This is a genomic window from Gracilimonas sp., from assembly GCF_017641085.1.
Taxonomy (GTDB): domain Bacteria; phylum Bacteroidota; class Rhodothermia; order Balneolales; family Balneolaceae; genus Gracilimonas.
Window position 1 is genome coordinate 850,592 of sequence record NZ_JAEPPI010000001.1, and the last position, 21,314, is coordinate 871,905.

Sequence of the window (21,314 nt, forward strand, 5' to 3'; positions counted from 1 at the left end):
GTTCCAACTCGTCTTTTTGTTACTGCCACCAAGTATTGTTCAGAAACCAGTGTTAAGCTAATTGATACTCATTCATCTGAAAAGAAATAAGGGGAGAATAATTCTCCCCTTTTAAAATCAAAACTACAATTGAATCTCTACTTCTGTAGCCAGGTCCAGTCCATCAGCAACAGTATCAAAGATATCGCTGTTGCTGGTTTCACTAATTACAATTACACCAGCATTATTCTTTGTTGCATCTTCCAGCATACCGACACTAACATCGGCAAACCATACGATAGGATCAAAGGTGACTTGTGCAATAACGTTCATGCCGGAATCAAAAGTTACGGTGCCTTCTCTTTCTACTTCAAATGTTTCGCCTGAGTTAAACTCAAATCGGATTGGGTGAGACTCCCCATTACTATCTTCAAAAGTACCTTCAATAACTACTGATGGGTTGTCATTTTCATCAAGAAGTTCAAGTTCAACCCGGCTTTCAACAAAAGTGCCAACGGGCAATTCGAGACTGCTTAAATCAGGAGTTGTTTCTCCTGTAGCAAAATCGATTTCTACTATTTGCTCAATATTTACTTCAACAGAGTCATTTTCATCGCTCTCCACTTCAAACTGAATTTGAGTCAGTGTTATCGTTCCGGTGGAGAATGTGAGAGAGTTTGCGAGGTTTTGAGTTGAGGCTTTAGATAAGCCGGAGGTGCTGGTATTTGTAGTAAAGTTTATGTCAATAGTAGGGGACTTATCGCTATTGTTTGTTGAACATGCCGCTGAGAATAATAGCACGGCCAGAAAAATAGGATGGAAAATAATTTTAAAATTTTTCATAGTAATAGATTTAGATGAGTTTTAAATGCTTTCTTTGTGAGTTAATGTATTGAAACTTCGAAAGAATTAAAATGTTCCTGACGAAGATCAAAGATGTCAAATTAAATAACAGCCCTTCAATATATCCGGTACTACATATGACAAGGATGAGCACAGAGTTCATGAAAACTGCAAGAGAATATCAACCAGTGGTACACTTAGATGGAGAAAAAAACCAAAGCTGCCACCGAAATGAATAAAAGGGCAATTTTAGCTCTCATGATCTTTTCGGTAGTATCACTTTCCTGTTCAGAGTAGTCGGATATTATTTGTTCTGAAATCATGGCTGTTCTTTTTTTATACAGGAGGTTAAAAAGTCCGGTTTGTTACAAAAGAAGCCGAAATTAGCGGGTTGGAAACCAGACATAATCCCCTGATTTGTTGATATATCCGTAATTCTCCTCAATTTCGTCTTCAACCGGAACGTAGATGGTTACTCTTGCCAGTCCATTGTAAAAAGGCTTCACCTCATCAAACTTGGGAGAGGTAATCCGATTACCTGATTTATCGATGAACGTCCATTTGTTGTTGATCATAACCGGGGCGCGTTCTTCGGAGAACGTACCGGCTTGTTCAAATTGTTCCTCAATCACAAATTCCCCGGATTTGTTGATATATCCGAAAGAGTTAGAGCTTGAGCGGGCGGGGGCTAGTCCGTTACCAAAATCGCCCACGCTTATAAACTGAGGGGAAATGGAAACCTCACCGTTGTTGGCAATAAATCCCCAGCGGTCGCTAATTCGGACGGCAGCAAGCTGATTGGAAAAAGGCCGTGCTTCCGCATATTTGAAATCTACGATGGTATTCCCGGATTTATCTATATAGCCGTACAAATCATCATCCCGAACCATGGCGCGGCCATTGCGAAATTCATTTTCTTCCACATAATCCATGTCATCGGGGAGGTCCACCGATTCAATTCGTTCTCCGTTTTCATCGATGTAGTAGAACTCTCTGTAGTCAACGCTGCGTACAAAAGCGCGCCCGTCAGAAAACCGGGAAGCACCACGGAATTTCGGGTTGATCACAAAATTTCCGGATGAGTTTATATATCCCCAGCGACCATCAAACTGAACGGCAGCTTTGCCACCTGAAAAGCGGCGAATGTTATTGAAATTCCCCTCAATTTTAATTTCCCCTTTGGCGTTGATGTATTTCCAGCCCCAGGACTCGCGCACAACAGCAAGGCCTTCATGGAAATCACCCGCATTTTGGAAATCCGGTTCCAGTATAATTTCGCCCTGCTGATTGATATATCCCCAGTCTCCGTCAACCAAAACGGGATATAACTTTACGGCATTATCATCATCGTTGCCGGTTACAGAGTTTACGAGGTCACAGGATGTAAGCGTGATCGCAAATGTGAGCAGTAGTAATAATCGTTTCATGATTTTCTTGATTTATCGGGTTGGGTACCAAATGAATTCGCCTTGCTTGTCGATGTATCCATACCGGATGTTGTCATCGTTACCAATTTGAACGCGGGCAATACCATTGATAAAGCTTTCGGCCTGATCAAAAGGTTCGGTTATGGAAATGAGCTTGCTGCTTTTGTTCAGGTAAAACCAGTCGTTATTCAGCCGTATGGCCGCCATGTTTTCGGAGAATGGTTTTACTTCAGCGAACTGGGGCTCGATTACAATTTCTTCGTCTTTATTGATGAAGCCGATATAATCTCCGTCTCTGAACCAAGCCAATCCCTGTGAAAAGCGTCCGGCTTCTTCAAATTTAGGGGTGATTTCAGGGCTTCCGGATTTATTGATGAATCCCCATCCTTCCGCCGTTTCGATGGGGGCAAGGCCATCTACAAACTCTCCCGCCGTAGAAATCTGGAAGGTGGGATTGATGCTTTCATTGCCTTCTTCATCAATGTAAATCCAGCCGTTAAAGGTTTCCACAGCCGCCAGTCCGTTAGAAAAAGGACGGGCATCGCTGTACTGCGGCTCCACAAGAACACTGCCATCGGAATTGATATATCCCCAAAGTCCGTCTATGCGAACGGCCGCTTTCCCTTCAGAAATGGGCTGGGCAAAATCGTACTGAGCTTCGATTACAAAATTGCCGGTTTCGTCGATAAAACCATACAACTGTCCCGGTAGCTGAACGGGAGCAAGGCCGTCTTGAAAATCACCGGCACTGGTGAATTGAGCCTCTATTACCAACTTGGCAGGATGGGATTGCACATATCCCCAAAGAGTACCTTCTCGTATCGCAGCGAGTCCGTCAGACACATCTCTGGCGAAATCGAACCGGGGTTCCATAACGATGTTACCTGAGGTTGAAATAAATCCCCATTCTCCGTTCAACAATACGGGGTGAATGGTTTTCTGATTGTCATTATCGTCATCATTTCCGACTACTGAATCCGCCAGGTCACAACCGGTCATCAACACAATGCCAAACAAGGCGATAAGCAGCAGCGAAAGTAATTTGGGCTTCAATTGTTGTTTTGCTGAATAGGTCATTTGATTAAGGTCATTTTTTTGGTTTGAGTACCGGATGGTGTTTCAAGTTTATACAGGTAGGTACCGCTGGGCAGGTTGGCAGCATCGAACTGGATGCTGTACTCTCCGGCTGATTTCCTTTCATTTATTATCGTTCGAATCAGGCTTCCCTTAATGTTATAAACACGAAGTTTTACATCAGCAGCTTTTGCCAGCGAGAACGAAAGGGTAGTGGTTGGGTTGAAAGGATTCGGGTAGTTCTGTTCCAGCTTAAATGATGTCGGGCCGTTACCTCTGCTGGTAATTCCGGTAGGAACGGTAGCCGTAGAGTCCACAAAATCAAGCTTGTTAAAAGAGCCGTCAATTACAGCACCTGTTTCTTCATCGGCCAGGCCAAACCAGTCATCCAGAATGGAAGTGTACACCGAACGGTAGTCGGTACTGAATACCGGGTCGCCCGAGTTATCTAAATTGGTTAGATCGGCGTGATTGCCGTAAAGGCCGCCATTAACCGGACCAAACACCATTACCGGGGCTGAAGAGCCATGATCGGTTCCATTGGATGAGTTTTCATCCAGCGTTCGGCCGAACTCGGAAAAAGTCATAGTTAAAGCTTTATTCTGGAGATTATCACTTCCCAGATCCGCATAAAAAGCGTTCACGGAGTTGGCAATATCAGCCAGCAAGTTGGCATGGCCGCCGTCGGTTCCGCCCTGATTATTATGCGTATCAAAACCGCCTTTGGAAACCAGGAAAAGCTTGGTATTTAACCCGCCACGGATTAATCGTGCTACCACCGCCAGACTCTGGGCAAGGGATGAGTTTGGGTACTGCCCCATATTGGATGCATTGTCTGCCGCTTCCTGAATAGATTCGAGATACTTGAAGGAGGAATTGGCAATTTTACGGGCAAAGGAAAGTGAATCACCAAAATCGTTAGAAGGCACGTTGTTTTCATCATAAAAACCGCCCTGCTCAAGGAATTGGGTAAACTGACTGGCACCGCCAAAGGTAACGCCCAGATTTCCGAATTCACTCTGGAAAAGGGTAGCAGAACCTCCAATGCGGACACCCAACGGGAATTCGGGAGGATTCATGATAAAATCAGGGTTGTCTTCCACCAGAAATCGTCCGGCCCAGCCGGTATTCTCCACATCGCTGCTGCCACTACCGGTGGTCCAGATATCGGTTGCCCGGGCGTGGGAGCGGTTGGTGTTCGAATAACCCACATTATTGATTACGGCCATATTGCCATCACCCCAAAACGGCTGAAGGTTGCTCATGGCAGGGTGCATTCCGATATCATCGCTCAGCAGAATAGAGTCCTGCTTACGGATGCCGATTGTGGGACGTTTCTGGTAATAAATATCATTCTCGACCGGGATAATGGTGTTCAGTCCGTCATTTCCTCCGCTTAGTTGAATTAACACGAGTACGCGGTCATTATCGGCTCGGGATAAGCGGTTAAAAAACTTGGAACGGGCAAAGGTACTCACCGGCATTCCTCCCAACATCATAGACGAACCAATGGCGCCAAATCCCAGCGTACTCAGGAAACTTCGCCGGCTCCAGCTCTCATGATCATGTTTGTGAGCTTCCTTGTCTTCAAGGCTGGCTCCTTTACGTTCGTGGGATAACTTTGGATTATGATGATCGTTCTTACACATGCTTCTTGACGATTATTTGAAATTAAATGAGCTGGTAGGCCGGTAGTTGCTGCAAATAGGAAATGTATTGCCGGATGGCCTCGGCAAAGGTCTCTTCGTAGTAAAGGTTTCCATCTTGGTCGCTGTTTGCAGTGAATTCGTACCAGGGAATGGTGCCCAATAGTATTTTGGTCAGGTTTATTTTGTACTCGGGGAACGAGTCAAAACCTGCAACATTGGAACTGGGGTGAAGGGCCGGATTGCCGGCAAAATCTTCATCGATTTTTCGAACGCCTACAGTATCAAGTGGGGGCGCCAATAAATGTTCGGCCAGGTCTTCAGCCAGTGTAAATGGATTTGACGGGTCTGATATTTTCTCAGCCAGCCGGATGGGATTGTACCGGTTGCCGGCGTTGTCGTATCCGTAAATAATATCGGTGAGGTTATCCCAGCGCGATGGCATCAGGTTGGTGTTGAGCCAGGAATAATGCCCAGGTGTTCCGTCAGAATAGGGAGGATTGTAACCGGCCCATCCAAAAACGGTTTCGGGACGAAGAAGCTCCTCATTCAACTCCTGCATCCGCAGCCGTATGTATTCTTTCAGCTGAGAAGTAGGGGTGATTTCCAGCTCTCTCAGGTAACTGATAAAAACTTCGGTAGGACTCTTAATCCGGCAGCCGTAAAACCGCTCTTCATAAAAGTGAGCACTGCTCAGCAGCTTCTTCAGCACTTCACCGATATCAAAATTCTGGGCGATGCAATAATCGGCAAGGTCAGAAATAACCGTTTCGTTGGGTTGGGCGGAAACAAAGAACACGTACAGCTTCTTCGAGATAAAGTAGGCGACTTCCTGCTCTTTCTGGGAGAAAATCAGGTCGATAACAGTGTCCAAATCAAAATTACTGGCTACCCCGAAAATGGTTTTACTGGAACTGTCGAAACGGCTTTCATCAAAATACCCGCTCAAAGTGGCATCATTTACCCGCCACCCGGTAACCGCCCGGGCTACTTCGGCCACATCACTTTCAGAATAATTATCGTTACCATCCTTGTCCTTGGGCCCGAGTGTAAAGAGCTCCATCAGCTCGCGGGCAAAATCTTCGTTAGGCTGGCCTTCACGGTTGTTATAGTTATTGAGGTAATACACCATAGCGGAGTTTTTGCTCATCCGTGTCACAAACTCCTTAAAGTTGCCAAAGCTGTATTCATGAAGCAGCTTCCAGTACTTATACATATGGCTTGCGTAACTGTCGCTGGCTTTATCGGGCAGGGCATTCATGTTGCTGTAAGAAACGGCAAAATGGTTGCTCCAGAACAATTTCATGCGTTCGCGCAGCCCGCCGTTATACATGGCATCCATCCAGCGGAACTGAATATCATACACATCCTGAACATCCCCGGAATTGCTGTTACTGAACCATTGTGGGTCGTCTGGGAGGGGAGTGGAAATAGCGTTATCAACGATGGCTTCTGCAGCATCTGTCGCGTTGCTAAAACTGCGCGCATAATTGAGGTTGTTAATCTTCAACCCAAGATGCGTGCGCCGCACCAAATGAGCAGCCTGAGTTTTACTCCAGGCTCCGGTATAAGCTTCCAGACCTGCCGCTTGTTGATTGCTATTATTCTTTGTTTTGACCGGGGACTCTCTCAAGCCCTCGTTGACCTCTTCACTAATCATATGCTCCGAATTTTCGTCTCTTTTGTACCTATAAGAGAATGGGGAAGTGTTAAGTGTTACAAAATCGTTGCCACTTTTTTTATAGAGGCAAATTCTAAGAAGGTTCCCGATTTCTGCAATTGGATGGTTAACAATGATATCGGGATATTTTTGAGGTTGAAATAAATTTTAATCATTAAGAGAATACTTAATGATTGAGAAGGGTTTTTAAATTTTTTTGTAAGGAATTCTTCTGAACTAACTCTTACATTGCAAACAAAACAGCAAAAAAGAACAGGATACGTTATGAGTTCACTTAATAAAGCAATGTTAATTGGAAATCTTGGTCAAGACCCTGAAGTACGGTACACACAGTCGAATACAGCCGTGGCTACATTAAGTATTGCCACCAGCGAGCGCTTTAAAGACAGCAACGGGGAATACCAGGAACGCACAGAATGGCACCGTGTGGTAGCATGGGGTAGAACAGCTGAAATCTGTCAGCAGTATTTGAGCAAAGGCTCCAAGGTTTATATTGAAGGTCCGATCCAAACCCGACAGTGGGAAGACAAAGACGGACAAAAGCGATACACTACCGAAATCAAAGCTCTGCAAATGGTTATGTTAGACAGTCGCGGAAACTCCGGTGGTGGAAATCAGCCTCAGCAGCGGCCAAACCAAAACCAGAATCAGAACCAGAATCAGGGTGGCGGCAAGCCAATGAGCAGCAATGTGGAATTGGACAGCAACTTTGATGATATGGACGACGATCTTCCATTCTAAATCAACACAGTTTGTTGAGTTTTAAAAGCGACATGAGGAATTCTCGTGTCGTTTTTTTATTTATCGCTCAGTTTAGCTTAAAATCTTTTATTTTTGGGGATAGCGAAGGCATGCTTACATTTAATCAATCATAAATAAACAGTAATTGGATACTATCGAAGATCCTTTCAGTTTGGTTCAAGATTCTCTTATCACGCTTAGTGAAAGTGCCGCTGCCACAGCGCAAGCTTTAGATCCTGTGGTGTTAGGAATTGAGCTCCTCTTTTTATTCCTTGGATTGGCATTTTCGGCTGTATTCTCCGGTTCAGAAGTAGCCCTATTTTCACTCTCGAACCGGATGCAAGATCTGAAGCAAGATGAGACTTTAGGCTCGGCCGACGACCGCATCATAAAAATGCTGGAAAAACCCCGGCGCCTGCTGGCTACCATTCTTATCGGAAATACCTTTGCCAATATTGTGGCTTCTGTTTTAGCGGCTGTTATCACCGGTGATATTGTGGCGGCGTACGGACTTTCAGAAGTGATTGTATATACTATTGAGGTGATTGTACTGACCTTCATGATTTTGATTCTGAGTGAAATCACCCCAAAGATTATCGCTATCAATAACCCGATTAAAGTTTCGCGGGGAAACAGTGCTTTTATTTACAGCTTGTTTATTCTGCTGAAGCCTTTCGCTAAATTGATCGCAGACAGTACCATCAGCCTCGAGCGCTACCTTCCCAAGCCGGCCAGTAAAATGACTTCTGAAGACATTCGAACCATGGCAGAGGTTAGCGAGCAGGAAGGATCTATCAAAGAAGACGAGCGGGAGATTATTGAGAACGTGATTGGGTTTGGGAACATCACCGTGCGGGAGATAATGACCTCCAGGGTGAATATTATAGCCGTGGCTTTGGATGAGTCGCTGCAGGATGTGCTCACCAAGATCCGGGAAAATGGACTTTCCCGAATGCCATTGTTTGAGAATGATCTGGATAACATTGTAGGAGTGCTCTACGCCAAAGATGTGCTTCCCTATCTAAATGCCGATGAAGAAGAGCCATCCCTGAACTGGAAAACTGTTTCAAGAAAAGCTCTTTTCATTCCAGCTACCAAGAAACTGGATGATCTGCTCCGCGATTTCCAGCAGGAAAAAACACATATTGCCATCGTGGTAGATGAGTATGGCGGAACCGAAGGGATCGTTACCATGGACGATATTCTGGAGGAGATTGTGGGTGATATAACCGACGACTCCGGTGACGAAGAAACCTTGTACACCCGTTTCAAAAGCGGGATCTATATTTTTGATGCCAAGATTGATCTGGATGATATGGAAGACATCCTGGAGTCGGAGGTAACTACCGATGAAGACGAATTTGAAACGCTGGGAGGTTTGATTTACCATCTCACCGAAAGCCTGCCGGTGGTGGGAGAACGCCTTACCTATAAAAACCTTGAGCTCACGGTTCACTCCGTAAAAAATAACCGGATCAAAAAGGTGAGAGTGAAAGTAGAAAGCCCTAAAGAAGTTCAAACACCTGCTGAATCGTAGTTATGAGCCAGTCATTTTCCATTCAGGAAAATTTTAACCTTTCCGATTACAATACCATGGGCATAGCGGCAAAGGCCCGCTATTTCTGCTCCGTTCAATCCGTAGAGGAATTACAAAGCCTTTTGGCTGATTCCCGTTTTCAGGATACTCCCAGGTTCATGATGGGTGGTGGAAGCAATGTGTTGTTCATCAGCGATTTTAAAGGACTGGTTATCCATGTGGACATTAAAGGGGTTTCCATTGATCGGGAGGATGAGGGAGAGGTAATCCTGAATGTGGGAGCCGGGGAAAACTGGCACGAACTGGTGGTGCATTGCGTGGAAAAAGGATGGGGCGGAATCGAGAATCTGTCCCTTATTCCCGGCTCCGTTGGTGCGGCTCCTATACAGAACATAGGAGCATATGGAGTTGAGCTGGAAGAAGTTTTTGAATCCCTGGAAGCGGTTGAAATAAAAACAGGAGAGTTGAAATCATTCACCAAAGAAGAATGCCGTTTTGGCTATCGCGACAGCTTATTTAAAAATGAGCTGAAAGGACTCTTTGTGATAACGGGTGTGAAATTGAGGCTTCAAAAATTACCGAAGGTAAATACCTCCTACCGTGCACTTTCCGAAAAGCTGGAAGAGAAGGGGATCAAGAGTCCATCCATAAAAGACATTAGCGAGGCGGTTATTGAGATCCGCAAAAGCAAGTTGCCCGATCCGGCTGAAATTGGGAATACCGGCAGCTTTTTTAAAAACCCGATGATTACCAAGAAGCAATTTGAGGAGCTGCAATCTCAATTCCCGGATATTCCTTCATACCCTGCGGGGGAAAAGGTAAAAGTGCCGGCTGCGTGGCTGATCGATCAGTGCGGATGGAAGGGGAAACGTTTTGGTGATGCCGGCGTTCATAAGATGCAGGCATTGGTTATTGTAAATTACGGGAATGCTACCGGAGAAGAGATATGGAATCTGGCACAAAAAATTCAGGTTTCAGTAAAAGATCGCTTTGGTGTTTCGCTGGCACCGGAAGTTAATATCGTTTCCTGATCAGCTTCCGGGAAACATTGTGTGCTTACTTTTACTTAGATCTATTGAAATAAAGAGTTAAATCATTATGAAATTCATGAAAACAAGATCTTTTATAATCACGCTGCTGTTATCCTTCGCGGTAATTGGAAGCGGATGTGTGACCCTTGAGCAAAACCCCGTTTCAGGTAACAAACGCGCCTTCGGTTACAGTTGGGAAGAGGAAGAAAAGCTCGGGGCTAATGCAGATAAGGAAATTGTGGCCCAATACGGACTCTATCAAAATGAAGAGCTATCGAATTATGTATCTGACCTTGGGCAGTCGTTGCTGGAAGTTAGTCACCTGAGAAGGGAAGACACTCCAAAGAAATTTCGGGAAACCGAGTTTACTTTTCGGGTACTCGACAGCCCTGTGGTGAACGCTTTCGCTTTACCCGGCGGATATATATACGTGACTCGCGGACTTTTGGCGCACTTGAATAATGAAGCACAGCTTGCTGTTGTTTTAGGTCACGAGATTGGCCATGTAGCTGCCCGTCATGCATCTCAAAGAGCTGTCGAACAGCAAATCGGTCAAATAGCCATCATGGGAGGTGCTGTTTTAGGGGAATCGCTAGGTTATGATGGCGGGAGTATTCTTCAGTTGAGCAGCCAGACGGCCCAGCTTATGTTTTTGAAATATGGTAGAGATGATGAGCGCGAATCGGACGCCTTGGGTGTAGAGTATTCTGCGATGAAGAATTACAAAGCAGCTGAAGGAGCTGAGTTTTTCAACTCTCTGGAACGGATTTCAGAAAATCAGGGAGGGGGAGTTCCTACCTTGCTTTCCAGTCACCCCGATCCCGGTGAGCGGGAGAAAACCATCCCCGAGTTGGCTCAAAAATGGGAAGAACGCGGCTATGAGCAAACCATCCTGGATGATGAAGAGTTTTTGAATATGATCGAGGGCATGGTGTTTGGGAATAATCCTCGTCATGGTTTTGAGAGAAACGGAACCTTCTACCACCCCGACCTGAAGTTTCAATTTCCGGTTCCGGCGGGATTGCAAGTTTATAACCAACCGGCTGCAGTTATAATGGTGAATGAGGAGCAAACAGCCATCACTCAGTTTACCATCGATTCTGAAAGTAATTCAGCGGAAAGCTCGGTGAACTCATTTCTAAACAGAGAAGGAATTACCACGATCGATCAGTATCAATACACCGAAAATGGTCTGGACGGCTATCAGGCTTTTGCAACCGCTCTTGCTCAAGACAGTACCGAACTGCGGATTCAGGTCACAGCCATTGAGTTTCAGGGGAATATTTACAACTTCCTGAGTTACACATCAGCTTCAGACTTCCCCATTTATGAAGCTCAGTTTGCTGCTATACCGGCCGGCTTCCGGGAGCTTAATGACGCCTCCATCTTGGGGATCGATCCCGTCAGAATTGATTTAAAGCCTGCGGCCCGAACTGCTCCTTTTGCAGAATTCTTACCGGCCGACCTGCCCATGGATATCCAACCGCTGGATGTGGCGATCATCAATCAGGTGAAACAGGATGAAACGATCCAACAGGGGACGATCCTCAAAATTCCGGTTCAGTAACAATAATTTTAGAGTTTTTTGCCGGAATCCTTTTTTAAACCTGAAAAAGAAAAGCATTATCTTTGACGGGTAATTTTCATTTCAAACAAACTATCGCATGATCGCTCGCTATTCCCGCAAGGAAATGTCTGACCTCTGGACGGATGAACAACAATTTCAAGCCTGGCTGGAGGTTGAACTTGCGGCCTGTTGGGCATGGGCCAGGTTGGGCAAAATACCCATGGAAGACGTGGATAGGCTGTACGAAAATGCTTCTTTTGATGTCGACCGCATCAAAGAAATCGAAGCCAAAACCCGCCATGATGTGGTTGCCTTTACCCGAGCCGTTTCCGAAACCCTTGGGGATGAAAAGAAATGGGTGCACTACGGACTGACCTCCACCGACGTAGTGGATACCGCCTGGGGAGTACGCCTTAAGAAAGCCAACGTTATTCTGCTGGAAGGGCTTGAGCGTATTGTAAATGTACTGGCTGAAAAAGCGAAAAAACACAAGTACACAGTAATGATGGGGCGCACCCACGGCATCCACGCCGAACCAACTACTTTTGGGCTCAAATGCGCTTTATGGTATGCCGAGATGGAGCGAAACCTGGAGCGATTTAAGAAGGCCGCAGCTGATGTGGAGTTTGGAAAGTTATCCGGTTCCGTAGGAACTTTTGCCAACATTCCGCCTGAAGTTGAGGAATATACCTGCGAGAAATTAGGACTTCAGCCGGCGCCTATTTCCACCCAAACCCTGCAGCGCGACCGGCATGCGTACTACCTGTCCACCTTGGCTTTGATTGGCTCAACGATGGAGAAGATGGCTGTGGAAGTACGGCACTTACAACGCAGTGAACTTAGAGAAGCTGAGGAAGCGTTCCGGAAAGGGCAGAAGGGGTCATCCTCTATGCCGCATAAGCGAAATCCGGTGAGCTCTGAAAATATCTCTGGTTGTGCCCGGGTACTTCGGGGTTATATGGTTACCGCTTACGAGAACATTCCGTTGTGGCATGAACGTGATATCTCTCACTCTTCCGCCGAGCGTATTATCCTTCCCGATGCCACCACCTTACTGGATTATATGCTGAACCGCTTTGCCGGTGTCATTGAAAACCTGGTGGTTTTTGAAGACAATATGGAATCCAACATCTGGAAGACCCAAGGACTGGTATTTTCTCAGCGCCTGTTGCACAAGCTTATCGATAAGGGGATGCCTCGGGAAAAAGCCTATGATACCGTTCAGCCGCTGGCAATGAAATCCTGGGAAGAACAAACACTTTTCAAGCCTATCGTTGAAGCTGATGAAACGATTACAGAAGCTCTTTCCCAGGAAGAAATCGATGAGGCTTTTGACCTGAATCACCACACCCGTAACGTGGATGTGATTTTTGAGCGGGTTGGGCTGAAATAAGTTTTCAATTCTTACTTGGTGCATAGTAGGTTCCCAGTCCCCGGGTTGGGAACGCTACTGGGAATCTCCGGTTCCCGATTGGTATATTAAGGTCAGGTAATGAGTGATATTCATTCGGACTGAGTAGTACGGGCTGTCAGTACGAAATAAATTAAACCTAATTGACTTGTTGAGCCTTGACGCTCATGTTGAGATCGATTTTTTCCGAATGCTTTTGGAGTCGAATGATACCTTTCCAGTAAGAATCGCTATTATCTTCAATAGTCCAATTACTTTTCCATTCGTCTGTTGTTGTAGTATCACTGACAAAAGTCCAGCCCCTCTCAGAGTACAGTGAGTTTTTAAAGCCTGCAATCAGTGAATCGAGGGATTTTTGGGAATTAAATGCCCAGGCCATGGTCCATTGATGACGATCACCTTTGTAGCTTTTTAATTCAGCTTCTCTCCACGGGAATGCAGCATAGATGCCGCTAGGGAGCTTTAAATCTGCCAGTTTCGCTCGAGGGATATGGTGTTGTTGCGGGATAGATTCATGTTCCATATTAAGGCGGACGACCTCAGCCCAAGCCTCACCATGCAGACGGGCGAGTACGCGAAGTGACCCATCGATTCCAAGGCCGGCTGAACTAACTAACTTCCCGCTCTCAACGACAACCCGGTCAGTTACTACTTCTGCGTCCGGAGTAATGCGCTGTAGTTCCTCTTGTCTGTCGTACCATGTTGTGACCTGCTTTCCGCTAAGAATATCGTTATCGGTCAGAAAGAAAATTCCGGTGCACACGGTCAGAATGTGGTCGGACTCCTCAACCATCAGGTTAATCCATCTTTTAACTTCTTCATTATTTTGAGCCTCACCTGCATCGCCACCGGGTAGTACAAGTACATCGGGGGTAGGGGCGTTTGTAAACGAATAGTTTGGCACCACTTTCATCCCCATATATGTAGTAACAGGGAGGCTGTCTTGTGATACAAGATAGACATTATTGAGTGAGAACTGACCGAATACCTCGAACGGAATTGCATGATCAATGACTTGTACACCATCGTAAACCAAAATGGCTACATTAGGTTTTGCTGACTGGCCAAATGCGAATAGAGGAACTGCCAGAAATAGGATGATAACCTGTTTTCGGATTATCGTTAGTAAGCTCAACCAATTCCTGAAATAACCATTCATAACTCTGCTCCTTGGGGACTGTTTTGAATTGAAGTAAAGTATAACGACCCAGCACATAACAGTTGCGCTGATTATGAATTAATTAACGGTGATAATTTTCAACAAGCAACACTGTTAACTGAAGCCACGACTTCGACGCTATCTGCGGATCAGAATCGATCCCGGTTGCCGATGCCTCCGAAGCGCGGATTGACGACATTGTTGAGAAGCGAGCCGAAACGGTAGCGGAATCCGAAGCTGAGGCCCGCCTCATAGTTGGTTTCGAGCTGTCTGCGTCGCAGGAGTACATCTTCAAGGTCTGCGTTACCCTTTGGAAGGTTAATCTGATCGTGGATGAGCTCGAGGAAGCCGCCAATCTCTACGGAAAGCCCTCTGGTGATTCGAATTTCGAACTCCGCATCAAACTGAAGACTGTGACGCGAGAGGTCGTGCAGGTACTGTGAGGCATTGACACCTATTTCGATTCCTCCCCAAGGCTGTACGACTTCATACCCTGCGTTGAGCAGATGCTGTGGAAGCACTTCTTCGATTTCGTTGTAGATGGTCGTGTCTCGGTATGAGATGTGTGAGGTGCCCAGCCGATAAGCAACCGTCAGCTGTCGCCGATTCGCCTCGCGGTAAGGGTAGAGGCTCCATTCCACTGCACCCATGAAACGGTAGCGCCAGTCTACATTAGAGTAGGTGGAGGTTAAAACGTCTCCATAGGCACCGACAGACCAGTGAGGCGAGATGCTTCGTATGGCATAACTGGTAAACCCATCACGCCGGGCGGAACTCGTGATCGTTTCTTGTTCACGCTCAAATCGGTCGTAGTTGTAGTTAAAGAAGGGTCGGAGCTGAAGCTTCCACTCCTCGGTCACACGGCTGACGTACATCCCGTACCGGGTGTCGAAGGAGCGCTGCTGGGATTCGAAGTCGGCACTGCCGTCAGCATAGATCTCGATCGTCCAATGATTCCAGGGGTCTTCCATAGTCTGGGCCTGTCCGGCGGCGTACACCTCGGCAGGAGCAATGTTCACACGCAGTCGGTCTCGTATGGGAGTCTGTATCAGGTACGGCACCAGTGCGGCTTCGAGGGTTCGGAGGAATCCGTTCCGCTCTTCGGCCTCAGTGGCGTTGGCAGGTGTATTGAAGACGGTCGAGAAATCCAGCCCATCGAAGATGCCCAGGCCGATGACGTCGATGGTCAGTGCTTCCCCGCCCGATCCCGTGTCCTCCCGGGTTACAAGAACGTGAACATCAGCGACTTCACGGTCACGGACATGATCCAGGTAGGGCATCTCCTGACGAATGAACGTCTCATCGCAGAAGTTACAGTCGAGGAAGAGGGCGAGCCGGTTGGGTGTTCCCATCTCGGGTTCCTGTGCTGCCAAAGGACTGACGGCAGCACCGATCCATAAAAGTACGATTAGACAAACCTTGATCGTGGTACAAACTTTTCTCTTCATGAAGTCGCGTACCCGGGGTAGTGGAGTTGAATGAAGCTTGAGGCCCGGGCTGAAGGAAAACATAGTGTCATCTCTTGCTTCAGTGTGTGCAAGCCCAAAGTATGGATCACTTAGGCAGGTACCTTGAAAATCTAAACCGTTACGAATTTTCCGGGAATTTTGGTCATGGATTGGTCGCGGCATGGCTCTCTAATTAGGGAGTAATGACCCGCGATATCGGCGCGGGGATTATGATTTTGTTGAAGTAGCGAAATTAATTTCTTGCAATCAAGTTTCCATCGCACCCAGTTCTGCCTGTTCCGATTATTTGGGGCGTACGATTTAAAAAGCTTTGCTATCACCGGTCATTTTCTTGACTCCCAATATCCCGGTTTTCTTTTCAGATGCTTGACAGCAGTAATTGTGATAATAGTTTTAGAAATGTCATAAATAATTTCATAAGGAAAACGGTCAAGTAAAATCCTTCGATCTTGTTTGGTAAGTAAAGATCCGGATTTGGGATGTGCTAATGCCTGAGCGATGGCTTCTTCTATCTCATCAAGAAATTCAGCCCCAAGTCCAACAGACTTATCTTCGTAGTATTGAATGGAAATCGTTAACTCTTTAGCTGCATCAGGATGGTATTGAAAAGTCACTATTTTAGAAGTTTTCGAGCAGCTTTATGTACTTCCTGACCTGAAATTGGAGTTACTTTTCCCGACTGGATCTCAGCTTTTCTTCGTTTGACTTCATCAATCCAAGCTTGCTCAATATCATCATCAATTCGCTGATCAAGGCTATCAATAAGCTTTTTGGCTAATTCAGCGCGATGATTTTCGTCTAACTCAAGAGCCGAATTCTGAATTTCTTTATAATCTGTAATCATAGCTTTGGGGTTAGTTTCTTTCTCCAATCTATTGAAAAACGAAGAATTCTTGCAATTATTTATTTAGTGGAAGAGTGGGTATAACGGCCCGGCGTTTAAGCGGCGCGGGGATTATGATCTGGTTGAAGTAGCGAAATTAATCCCTGGCAATCAAGTTTCCATCACACCCAAGTCCAGCCTGTCCCGATTATTCGGGGCGTCCGATTTAAAACGCTTTGTTATGTTTTGAATTTACTGGATTTCGAGCTTTACCTTTTTACCCAATGCCTTTGCATATTTGGTAAGCGTAGAAAGTTTAATATCCTCGGCATGATTCTCCATTCTGGAAATCACTGACTTAGTGGTGTTCAACTTCTCAGCAACATCAGCTTGAGTTGCTCCCATATTTTCGCGGGCCTGTCGAAGAATCACTCCGATTTTGAAATTGAGATATCCTTCCTCAAAGTTCTCAGCAAACTCTGGGCTTTCGGCTTTCTTTTGATCGATGAAAATTTCTAAATCATCTTTACTCATTGTTCTTTCCTCCGGTAATAATCACGTTTACGTTCTTCAGGTGTCTCAATTTCCTGTTTTGGGACTTTATTTGTTTTCTTGGCAAAACCACTGGTTAATACAATTAGTTTTGGCCCGTCAAAGAATCCTAATAACCGAAAAGTGTTGTTTCCAAGCGTTGCCCGAACTTCCCAAATATCATCGGTGCTTTTGAGCTTCTTCAAATACTGAGTGGGAACCTGTTTTAAATCACGAACAACACGAAGTGTCCAGGCCACTTTCTTGGATTGCTTGTCAGGAAGACTTTGCAAGAAATCTTCGACAGGACAATTCCCGGCTTTAGTTCGGTAAAACTTGATAACGCGCATATTTCAAAGTTAGCATATATGCGAACATTGTCAAATAAATTTTATTCCGAAAAGAGAGGGGAAGTAAATGAGGAAAATAACGACCCGGCGTTTAAACGACCCGGGGATTAAAGTTTCTTTGAAGTAGCGAAATTAATACCTGGCAATCAAGTTCCATCACACCCAAGTCCAGCCTGTCCCGATTATTCGGGGCGTCCGATTTAAAACGCATTGTTATGCTACCGGATTAGTCGTAATGAGTCCACATTCTGATTACTTTAACAACTTTCTCCTTTTCATATACTTGATACACTAAGCGATGCTGGATATTAATTCTCCGTGAATAAGCCCCTTCCAAACTACCAACCAATTTTTCATAGGGAGGATATTCTTCAAAAGGATTTTCTTCAATGATCTCCAATAAGTCTTCGATCTTTGATTTTAAACCGGATGAAGCTGCTTTCTTGGCATCCTTTTTTGCTTGTTTGGTATAAACGAGTTTGTAATTATTCACCAGTCAAGTTCGTCTTCGGTTTCTTCAAGAGGGGTATTCATTCCTTCAGCAATAGACTCTTGCATGCCAGGAATTGAGCTCAGATAAAGAGTTTCTTGAATAGACCGCCAATCATCTTCACTGATTAATACGGCATTTGATCGCTTTCCGGTAATTTGAATTGGCTGGTGCGTATCAGACGCTTCGTCCAATAATCGATATATATCTTTGCGAGCTTGAGTAGCTGTTAATGTTTTCATGGGGTAAAATTGGTTGGTTAATCACTTACTTAAAACGTACGTCATTCCGTACATATTATCAAGTCTTAAGAATAGGTAGCATAACGACCCAGCGTTTAAACGGCGCGGGGATTATGAGTTTTTGTTGAAGTAGCGAAATTAATTTCTGGCAGTCAAGTTCCATCGAACCCCGCCTGCCTGCCGGCTGAGGCAGGTCCGCGTCCGATTTAAAACGCCTTGTTAGTGTGCTGATTGCTAATCAATGAAATTTGGTAACCTTTATGCTGTCTTCTCTAAAGCCAATTAAATAATTATTGTCAATTATGTATTCAGTTGAATCTGTCAAAAGTACTATTTGGCCATTTTTATCTTCAAATTTTCCAGTTAAAAACAGAGTCGAAAACCCCGGCTTGGTAGAGTAAGAAAAGCTGAACGTATCGGTCTTATCATAATGAATAACAGAATACAAAGTATCACTTCTTTGAAAAGTCCATTCATTCAGACTTCTTTCATCCCGTGTATCAATTCCTTGAAGAAATAAAAAACTTATTACAACAGATGAAATTATTGAATTGATTAAAAATGCTATTACATATTCTTTTCTAACAAAGTATAAAATGCCGGCAATAATCACGTTTAGGAAAAAGACAAAAGGGACAGCAAAAAAAATGTAAATGGTGACACTTGGATCAGGATCTATCTCTTCAACCCACAACCAGATTAAAATAAAGTCAAGTGTAGTAAGAACTAGTAATTGTGGTATGAGCTTTTTCATCTAATTCAAATTGGGAAGCACACTAACGGTTTGGCGGCTAAGCGGCGAGGCAACCAATTTTCCAATGCCCCGTAACGCAAACTCGTCCGCTTAAGCCGCATGTTAACCACCGAGGATAACTAAAGTATAGAAGAAGAGAAATTTTGCCGAAAATGGCGTATTGTCAAGATTTCAATTATATCAGGATTTATTTCATAAATGACTCCATAGTTTTTATGAACAACTAACTCCCGGATTTTGTCATCTTTTAATTCTGGCAAAACTCTTCCTGATTCTGGATTTTCTTTTAATTTTTCAACTTTTGCTTCGAACTGATCGATAAGAGATAAAGCCGCTTCTGGATTATCCTCAGCAATGTACTCGAGAATTTCATTAATTTTGGTTTTGGCGGTTGGCGACCATATAATTTTCATGAGGTGTATTTGGCTCTCAGTTCACTAAAAAAATCTTTCTGGCTAATACCTTCGCCATTTTCTAATTCCTTTCGGGCAGTGGATACTTCTTCCAATAATTGAATCTTATCGAGTAGTTTTTGATAATCTTCTACATCAATTAATACTGCAGAACTTTTACCATGTTGGGTAAGAACTAGTGGCCGTCGTTTTGATTTAACACGCTCTATGTAAGAGGCTGCATTAGCTCGAAAATCTGAGAGTGATCGAATGTCTTGGTCAAGTTGAATTTGCGACATGATTCAATTGTGTTAATTTACGTTCTATTAAATGTACGTAATTTAGCACAAAATAGTCTGGAATTTCTCTCTAAGATTAGGTGGTTAACGGTCTGCGGTTTAACCGGCTTGGCCTTATTGAATGGTAATGTAATTAAAACTCGGAATTTCTTTAAGCCAAAAAATATTGAACCAGAAACAGCGGCCAAGTCCGCGTTGAAACCGTTGTTATAGCCCGATTTACTCTTTTAGTAATTCCCAAAACCCTCGCGGCGAAATAATCTTTAGTTGTGGTACATTGTTTGCTATGACCAATAAATCCTTATCTCCGGTTACTAATATGTCGGCTTTTGCCCTCAATGCTGACTCCAACACCCATCGATCATCTTCATCTCTTACTTTTACATCAGAAGGTTTATCAGGAATCGGCTCTATTTGATATTTTCGAAGAAATAAAAGTGTTTTGGAAACTTTGTTCTGTGGAACATTGAGTTTCTTAGTTAGTACCCGTTCCAATTCAGTTAAAACAATTTCCCCAGTTATTAACTGATGATCTGCAAGAATAACTTCAAGAAGGTCTGCACATAATCCCCTTGCGGTGAAAGCACTTACTAATACGTTGGTGTCAGTAAAAATTTTCACGAAACTTCACGAAAAACATCTTCATCGGTAAGCCACCCTTGGGCTTCTCCATAGGGTAAAAGTTGTTTACGCAATTCCTGAAAAGTCTCAATGGATAATTGCCGTTTTAAAGCTTGTCGGACTAATTCACTTTTTGAACGACCGGACTTTTTCGATGATTCTTCAAGAAGTTGATCTAGTTCTTTGTCAATTCGAATAGTGAGAGTTGTATCCATGAAAGTAGAATTACGTTTACTGTTTTACAATGTAACACAACTTTAACGAGAGAACAACTGAATTATTAAGAAAGGGCTATAACGACCCAGCGTTTAAACGGCGCGGGGATTATGATTTCTATTGAAGTAGCTATTAATTTCTGGCAAACAAGTTTCCATCGCACCCCGCCTGCCTGCCGGCTGAGGCAGGTCCGCGTCCGCTTTAAAACGCCTTGTTATAATGCGCTTTACTTCGTTTCGGCTTATCTTTTAGACATGAAATATCAAACGCCAAAATCAGAAGATGAAATCCTGCCCAACAAACTTGGACTAACCGATCCTGATAAGATCGCAGAAGAAGAGTATCGGGGATTTCTTAGAGCTGAAATTAAATTTGAATCCGAATTAGATAAAAATGGATTCCTTCGAATGGAATTTGATCTCGGAAATTCACAAGACTGCTCTACATCATTTATACGAATTTGCAGGAGAACTCAGACAAGTGAATATGTCCAAAGGTGGATTTACTTTTCCAACGGCTAAATTTCTGCCAGACATTATTCAGGAATTTGAAACTGAGTTTCTTGGTGATCTTCCAAAGCATGTAGAAGGATATGAAGAGCTCATACAATATGTTGCCCCAATACACGCAGAATTACTATTTATTCATCCATTCAGAGAGGGGAATGGACGTACAGCTCGACTCTTCGTAGATTTAATTGCGGCAAAGTTTGATTTCGAAAAATTCAGCTTCGGAAAGATTACAGAGAAGAAGATGTCGGAATACATAAAAGCTGTGCAATCGGCAGCAGAAAAGAATTACCAGCCGATGATCGAGCTTTTCAGGATGTTGGAGAAGTAACCTTTTGCTGAAATTCCTGAACAACTTCTCGGCGGATTTGCTCAGCTTTCTTTTTGGATATATTAATCCCTTCAATACGAAAAGATGCCCGCTGTGATTTCATAGCTCCACGGGAAATAGACTCGATATTTTTCTTTGATTTCATGCCTCTAATATACCAAAAAGTGAATAAAAGTTCTTAACTGGCAAGC

At 44.3% G+C, this 21,314-nt stretch carries 27 protein-coding genes; 7 read left to right on the forward strand and 20 right to left on the reverse strand.

The features are described 5' to 3' along the window. Window positions 1–123: 123 nt before the first annotated feature. The 6 genes from JJ941_RS03565 to JJ941_RS03590 all read right to left on the reverse strand — a co-directional run bounded on the left by JJ941_RS03565 (window position 124) and on the right by JJ941_RS03590 (window position 6,629). A complete protein-coding gene (locus JJ941_RS03565; protein ID WP_290962307.1) occupies window positions 124–822 on the reverse strand; it encodes a hypothetical protein in 699 nt (232 codons plus the stop codon). 197 nt (window positions 823–1,019) lie between these two features. After that, window positions 1,020–1,145 (reverse strand): hypothetical protein, encoded by a 126-nt coding sequence (locus JJ941_RS03570; protein ID WP_290962308.1) that lies wholly within the window; start codon window positions 1,143–1,145, stop codon window positions 1,020–1,022. A 60-nt stretch (window positions 1,146–1,205) separates the two neighbouring features. After that, on the reverse strand, window positions 1,206–2,249 hold the full coding sequence (locus tag JJ941_RS03575) for a WG repeat-containing protein (protein WP_290962309.1): 1,044 nt from the start codon (window positions 2,247–2,249) through the stop codon (window positions 1,206–1,208). 12 nt (window positions 2,250–2,261) lie between these two features. Continuing rightward, on the reverse strand, window positions 2,262–3,326 hold the full coding sequence (locus JJ941_RS03580; protein WP_290962310.1) for a WG repeat-containing protein: 1,065 nt from the start codon (window positions 3,324–3,326) through the stop codon (window positions 2,262–2,264). Continuing rightward, window positions 3,323–4,972 carry a DUF1501 domain-containing protein gene (locus JJ941_RS03585; protein ID WP_290962311.1) on the reverse strand — a complete coding sequence of 550 codons (1,650 nt, stop codon included), beginning with the start codon at window positions 4,970–4,972 and terminating at the stop codon, window positions 3,323–3,325. The genes JJ941_RS03580 and JJ941_RS03585 overlap by 4 nt, the downstream gene beginning before the upstream one ends. A gap of 22 nt (window positions 4,973–4,994) precedes the next feature. After that, complete coding sequence (locus JJ941_RS03590) at window positions 4,995–6,629, reverse strand: DUF1800 family protein (RefSeq protein WP_290962312.1); 1,635 nt, start codon at window positions 6,627–6,629, stop codon at window positions 4,995–4,997. Window positions 6,630–6,914: 285 nt separating this feature from the next. Between JJ941_RS03590 and JJ941_RS03595 the strand changes: the two genes are divergently transcribed. The 5 genes from JJ941_RS03595 to purB all read left to right on the forward strand — a co-directional run bounded on the left by JJ941_RS03595 (window position 6,915) and on the right by purB (window position 12,919). After that, window positions 6,915–7,391 carry a single-stranded DNA-binding protein gene (locus JJ941_RS03595; RefSeq protein WP_290962313.1) on the forward strand — a complete coding sequence of 159 codons (477 nt, stop codon included), beginning with the start codon at window positions 6,915–6,917 and terminating at the stop codon, window positions 7,389–7,391. A gap of 145 nt (window positions 7,392–7,536) precedes the next feature. Then, window positions 7,537–8,928: a CNNM domain-containing protein gene (locus JJ941_RS03600; protein WP_290962314.1), complete on the forward strand. Its 1,392-nt coding sequence runs from the start codon at window positions 7,537–7,539 to the stop codon at window positions 8,926–8,928. Between the two features lie 2 nt (window positions 8,929–8,930). Then, window positions 8,931–9,959 (forward strand): UDP-N-acetylmuramate dehydrogenase, encoded by a 1,029-nt coding sequence (murB, locus tag JJ941_RS03605; protein ID WP_290962315.1) that lies wholly within the window; start codon window positions 8,931–8,933, stop codon window positions 9,957–9,959. Window positions 9,960–10,035: 76 nt separating this feature from the next. Next, window positions 10,036–11,526 (forward strand): M48 family metalloprotease, encoded by a 1,491-nt coding sequence (locus JJ941_RS03610; RefSeq protein ID WP_290962316.1) that lies wholly within the window; start codon window positions 10,036–10,038, stop codon window positions 11,524–11,526. 97 nt (window positions 11,527–11,623) lie between these two features. Continuing rightward, window positions 11,624–12,919: an adenylosuccinate lyase gene (purB, locus tag JJ941_RS03615; RefSeq protein WP_290962317.1), complete on the forward strand. Its 1,296-nt coding sequence runs from the start codon at window positions 11,624–11,626 to the stop codon at window positions 12,917–12,919. 157 nt (window positions 12,920–13,076) lie between these two features. Here the strand turns inward: purB and JJ941_RS03620 are convergent, their stop codons facing one another. The 13 genes from JJ941_RS03620 to JJ941_RS03680 form a co-directional block, all read right to left on the reverse strand. Then, a complete protein-coding gene (locus JJ941_RS03620; RefSeq protein ID WP_290962318.1) occupies window positions 13,077–14,153 on the reverse strand; it encodes a DJ-1/PfpI family protein in 1,077 nt (358 codons plus the stop codon). Between the two features lie 92 nt (window positions 14,154–14,245). Continuing rightward, window positions 14,246–15,544 (reverse strand): hypothetical protein, encoded by a 1,299-nt coding sequence (locus JJ941_RS03625; RefSeq protein ID WP_290962319.1) that lies wholly within the window; start codon window positions 15,542–15,544, stop codon window positions 14,246–14,248. 344 nt (window positions 15,545–15,888) lie between these two features. Next, a complete protein-coding gene (locus JJ941_RS03630; protein ID WP_290962320.1) occupies window positions 15,889–16,179 on the reverse strand; it encodes a type II toxin-antitoxin system RelE/ParE family toxin in 291 nt (96 codons plus the stop codon). Then, window positions 16,179–16,409, reverse strand: a complete 231-nt coding sequence (locus JJ941_RS03635; protein WP_290962321.1) for an addiction module protein — start codon at window positions 16,407–16,409, stop codon at window positions 16,179–16,181. Before JJ941_RS03635 ends, JJ941_RS03630 begins: the two co-directional genes overlap by 1 nt. A gap of 231 nt (window positions 16,410–16,640) precedes the next feature. Beyond that, a complete protein-coding gene (locus JJ941_RS03640) occupies window positions 16,641–16,922 on the reverse strand; it encodes a helix-turn-helix transcriptional regulator (protein ID WP_066220362.1) in 282 nt (93 codons plus the stop codon). After that, the gene (locus tag JJ941_RS03645; protein ID WP_290962322.1) at window positions 16,919–17,269 is read right to left on the reverse strand and encodes a type II toxin-antitoxin system RelE/ParE family toxin; all 351 of its coding nucleotides are present in this window, start codon (window positions 17,267–17,269) and stop codon (window positions 16,919–16,921) included. Before JJ941_RS03645 ends, JJ941_RS03640 begins: the two co-directional genes overlap by 4 nt. A gap of 226 nt (window positions 17,270–17,495) precedes the next feature. Next, entirely contained in the window at window positions 17,496–17,762 is a 267-nt protein-coding gene (locus tag JJ941_RS03650) for a Txe/YoeB family addiction module toxin (RefSeq protein WP_290962323.1), read from the reverse strand. Further along, window positions 17,759–18,001, reverse strand: coding sequence for a type II toxin-antitoxin system Phd/YefM family antitoxin (locus tag JJ941_RS03655; protein WP_290962324.1), 243 nt, complete (start codon window positions 17,999–18,001; stop codon window positions 17,759–17,761). Before JJ941_RS03655 ends, JJ941_RS03650 begins: the two co-directional genes overlap by 4 nt. A 238-nt stretch (window positions 18,002–18,239) precedes the next feature. After that, the gene (locus JJ941_RS03660) at window positions 18,240–18,755 is read right to left on the reverse strand and encodes a hypothetical protein (protein WP_290962325.1); all 516 of its coding nucleotides are present in this window, start codon (window positions 18,753–18,755) and stop codon (window positions 18,240–18,242) included. Window positions 18,756–18,874: 119 nt separating this feature from the next. After that, window positions 18,875–19,168 (reverse strand): type II toxin-antitoxin system RelE/ParE family toxin, encoded by a 294-nt coding sequence (locus tag JJ941_RS03665; protein ID WP_290962326.1) that lies wholly within the window; start codon window positions 19,166–19,168, stop codon window positions 18,875–18,877. After that, complete coding sequence (locus tag JJ941_RS03670) at window positions 19,165–19,446, reverse strand: type II toxin-antitoxin system Phd/YefM family antitoxin (RefSeq protein ID WP_290962327.1); 282 nt, start codon at window positions 19,444–19,446, stop codon at window positions 19,165–19,167. Before JJ941_RS03670 ends, JJ941_RS03665 begins: the two co-directional genes overlap by 4 nt. A 219-nt stretch (window positions 19,447–19,665) precedes the next feature. Continuing rightward, entirely contained in the window at window positions 19,666–20,067 is a 402-nt protein-coding gene (locus tag JJ941_RS03675; protein ID WP_290962328.1) for a putative toxin-antitoxin system toxin component, PIN family, read from the reverse strand. Then, complete coding sequence (locus JJ941_RS03680) at window positions 20,064–20,282, reverse strand: ribbon-helix-helix protein, CopG family (RefSeq protein ID WP_255131565.1); 219 nt, start codon at window positions 20,280–20,282, stop codon at window positions 20,064–20,066. The genes JJ941_RS03675 and JJ941_RS03680 overlap by 4 nt, the downstream gene beginning before the upstream one ends. Before the next feature lie 111 nt (window positions 20,283–20,393). On the opposite strand from JJ941_RS03680, the gene JJ941_RS03685 reads away from it, so the two are divergent. Continuing rightward, window positions 20,394–20,804 carry a hypothetical protein gene (locus JJ941_RS03685; RefSeq protein ID WP_290963145.1) on the forward strand — a complete coding sequence of 137 codons (411 nt, stop codon included), beginning with the start codon at window positions 20,394–20,396 and terminating at the stop codon, window positions 20,802–20,804. After that, complete coding sequence (locus JJ941_RS03690; RefSeq protein ID WP_290963138.1) at window positions 20,698–21,123, forward strand: Fic family protein; 426 nt, start codon at window positions 20,698–20,700, stop codon at window positions 21,121–21,123. The genes JJ941_RS03685 and JJ941_RS03690 overlap by 107 nt, the downstream gene beginning before the upstream one ends. Here JJ941_RS03690 and JJ941_RS03695 read toward each other — a convergent pair. Continuing rightward, entirely contained in the window at window positions 21,104–21,268 is a 165-nt protein-coding gene (locus JJ941_RS03695; RefSeq protein WP_232802958.1) for a hypothetical protein, read from the reverse strand. The two genes, JJ941_RS03690 and JJ941_RS03695, sit on opposite strands and share 20 nt — an antisense overlap. Between the last annotated feature and the right edge of the window lie 46 nt (window positions 21,269–21,314).

What these genes read in the sequence shown, in the direction of transcription:
- JJ941_RS03565 (WP_290962307.1), bottom strand. Translation starts at nt 822, where the DNA reads ATGAAAAATTTTAAAATTATTTTCCATCCTATTTTTCTGGCCGTGCTA.
- JJ941_RS03570 (WP_290962308.1), bottom strand. Translation starts at nt 1,145, where the DNA reads ATGATTTCAGAACAAATAATATCCGACTACTCTGAACAGGAAAGTGAT.
- JJ941_RS03575 (WP_290962309.1), bottom strand. Translation starts at nt 2,249, where the DNA reads ATGAAACGATTATTACTACTGCTCACATTTGCGATCACGCTTACATCC.
- JJ941_RS03580 (WP_290962310.1), bottom strand. Translation starts at nt 3,326, where the DNA reads ATGACCTATTCAGCAAAACAACAATTGAAGCCCAAATTACTTTCGCTG.
- JJ941_RS03585 (WP_290962311.1), bottom strand. Translation starts at nt 4,972, where the DNA reads ATGTGTAAGAACGATCATCATAATCCAAAGTTATCCCACGAACGTAAA.
- JJ941_RS03590 (WP_290962312.1), bottom strand. Translation starts at nt 6,629, where the DNA reads ATGATTAGTGAAGAGGTCAACGAGGGCTTGAGAGAGTCCCCGGTCAAA.
- JJ941_RS03595 (WP_290962313.1), top strand. Translation starts at nt 6,915, where the DNA reads ATGAGTTCACTTAATAAAGCAATGTTAATTGGAAATCTTGGTCAAGAC.
- murB (WP_290962315.1), top strand. Translation starts at nt 8,931, where the DNA reads ATGAGCCAGTCATTTTCCATTCAGGAAAATTTTAACCTTTCCGATTAC.
- JJ941_RS03610 (WP_290962316.1), top strand. Translation starts at nt 10,036, where the DNA reads ATGAAAACAAGATCTTTTATAATCACGCTGCTGTTATCCTTCGCGGTA.
- purB (WP_290962317.1), top strand. Translation starts at nt 11,624, where the DNA reads ATGATCGCTCGCTATTCCCGCAAGGAAATGTCTGACCTCTGGACGGAT.
- JJ941_RS03620 (WP_290962318.1), bottom strand. Translation starts at nt 14,153, where the DNA reads ATGTGCTGGGTCGTTATACTTTACTTCAATTCAAAACAGTCCCCAAGG.
- JJ941_RS03625 (WP_290962319.1), bottom strand. Translation starts at nt 15,544, where the DNA reads ATGAAGAGAAAAGTTTGTACCACGATCAAGGTTTGTCTAATCGTACTT.
- JJ941_RS03635 (WP_290962321.1), bottom strand. Translation starts at nt 16,409, where the DNA reads ATGATTACAGATTATAAAGAAATTCAGAATTCGGCTCTTGAGTTAGAC.
- JJ941_RS03640 (WP_066220362.1), bottom strand. Translation starts at nt 16,922, where the DNA reads ATGAGTAAAGATGATTTAGAAATTTTCATCGATCAAAAGAAAGCCGAA.
- JJ941_RS03645 (WP_290962322.1), bottom strand. Translation starts at nt 17,269, where the DNA reads ATGCGCGTTATCAAGTTTTACCGAACTAAAGCCGGGAATTGTCCTGTC.
- JJ941_RS03655 (WP_290962324.1), bottom strand. Translation starts at nt 18,001, where the DNA reads ATGAAAACATTAACAGCTACTCAAGCTCGCAAAGATATATATCGATTA.
- JJ941_RS03660 (WP_290962325.1), bottom strand. Translation starts at nt 18,755, where the DNA reads ATGAAAAAGCTCATACCACAATTACTAGTTCTTACTACACTTGACTTT.
- JJ941_RS03665 (WP_290962326.1), bottom strand. Translation starts at nt 19,168, where the DNA reads ATGAAAATTATATGGTCGCCAACCGCCAAAACCAAAATTAATGAAATT.
- JJ941_RS03670 (WP_290962327.1), bottom strand. Translation starts at nt 19,446, where the DNA reads ATGTCGCAAATTCAACTTGACCAAGACATTCGATCACTCTCAGATTTT.
- JJ941_RS03680 (WP_255131565.1), bottom strand. Translation starts at nt 20,282, where the DNA reads ATGGATACAACTCTCACTATTCGAATTGACAAAGAACTAGATCAACTT.
- JJ941_RS03685 (WP_290963145.1), top strand. Translation starts at nt 20,394, where the DNA reads ATGATTTCTATTGAAGTAGCTATTAATTTCTGGCAAACAAGTTTCCAT.
- JJ941_RS03695 (WP_232802958.1), bottom strand. Translation starts at nt 21,268, where the DNA reads ATGAAATCAAAGAAAAATATCGAGTCTATTTCCCGTGGAGCTATGAAA.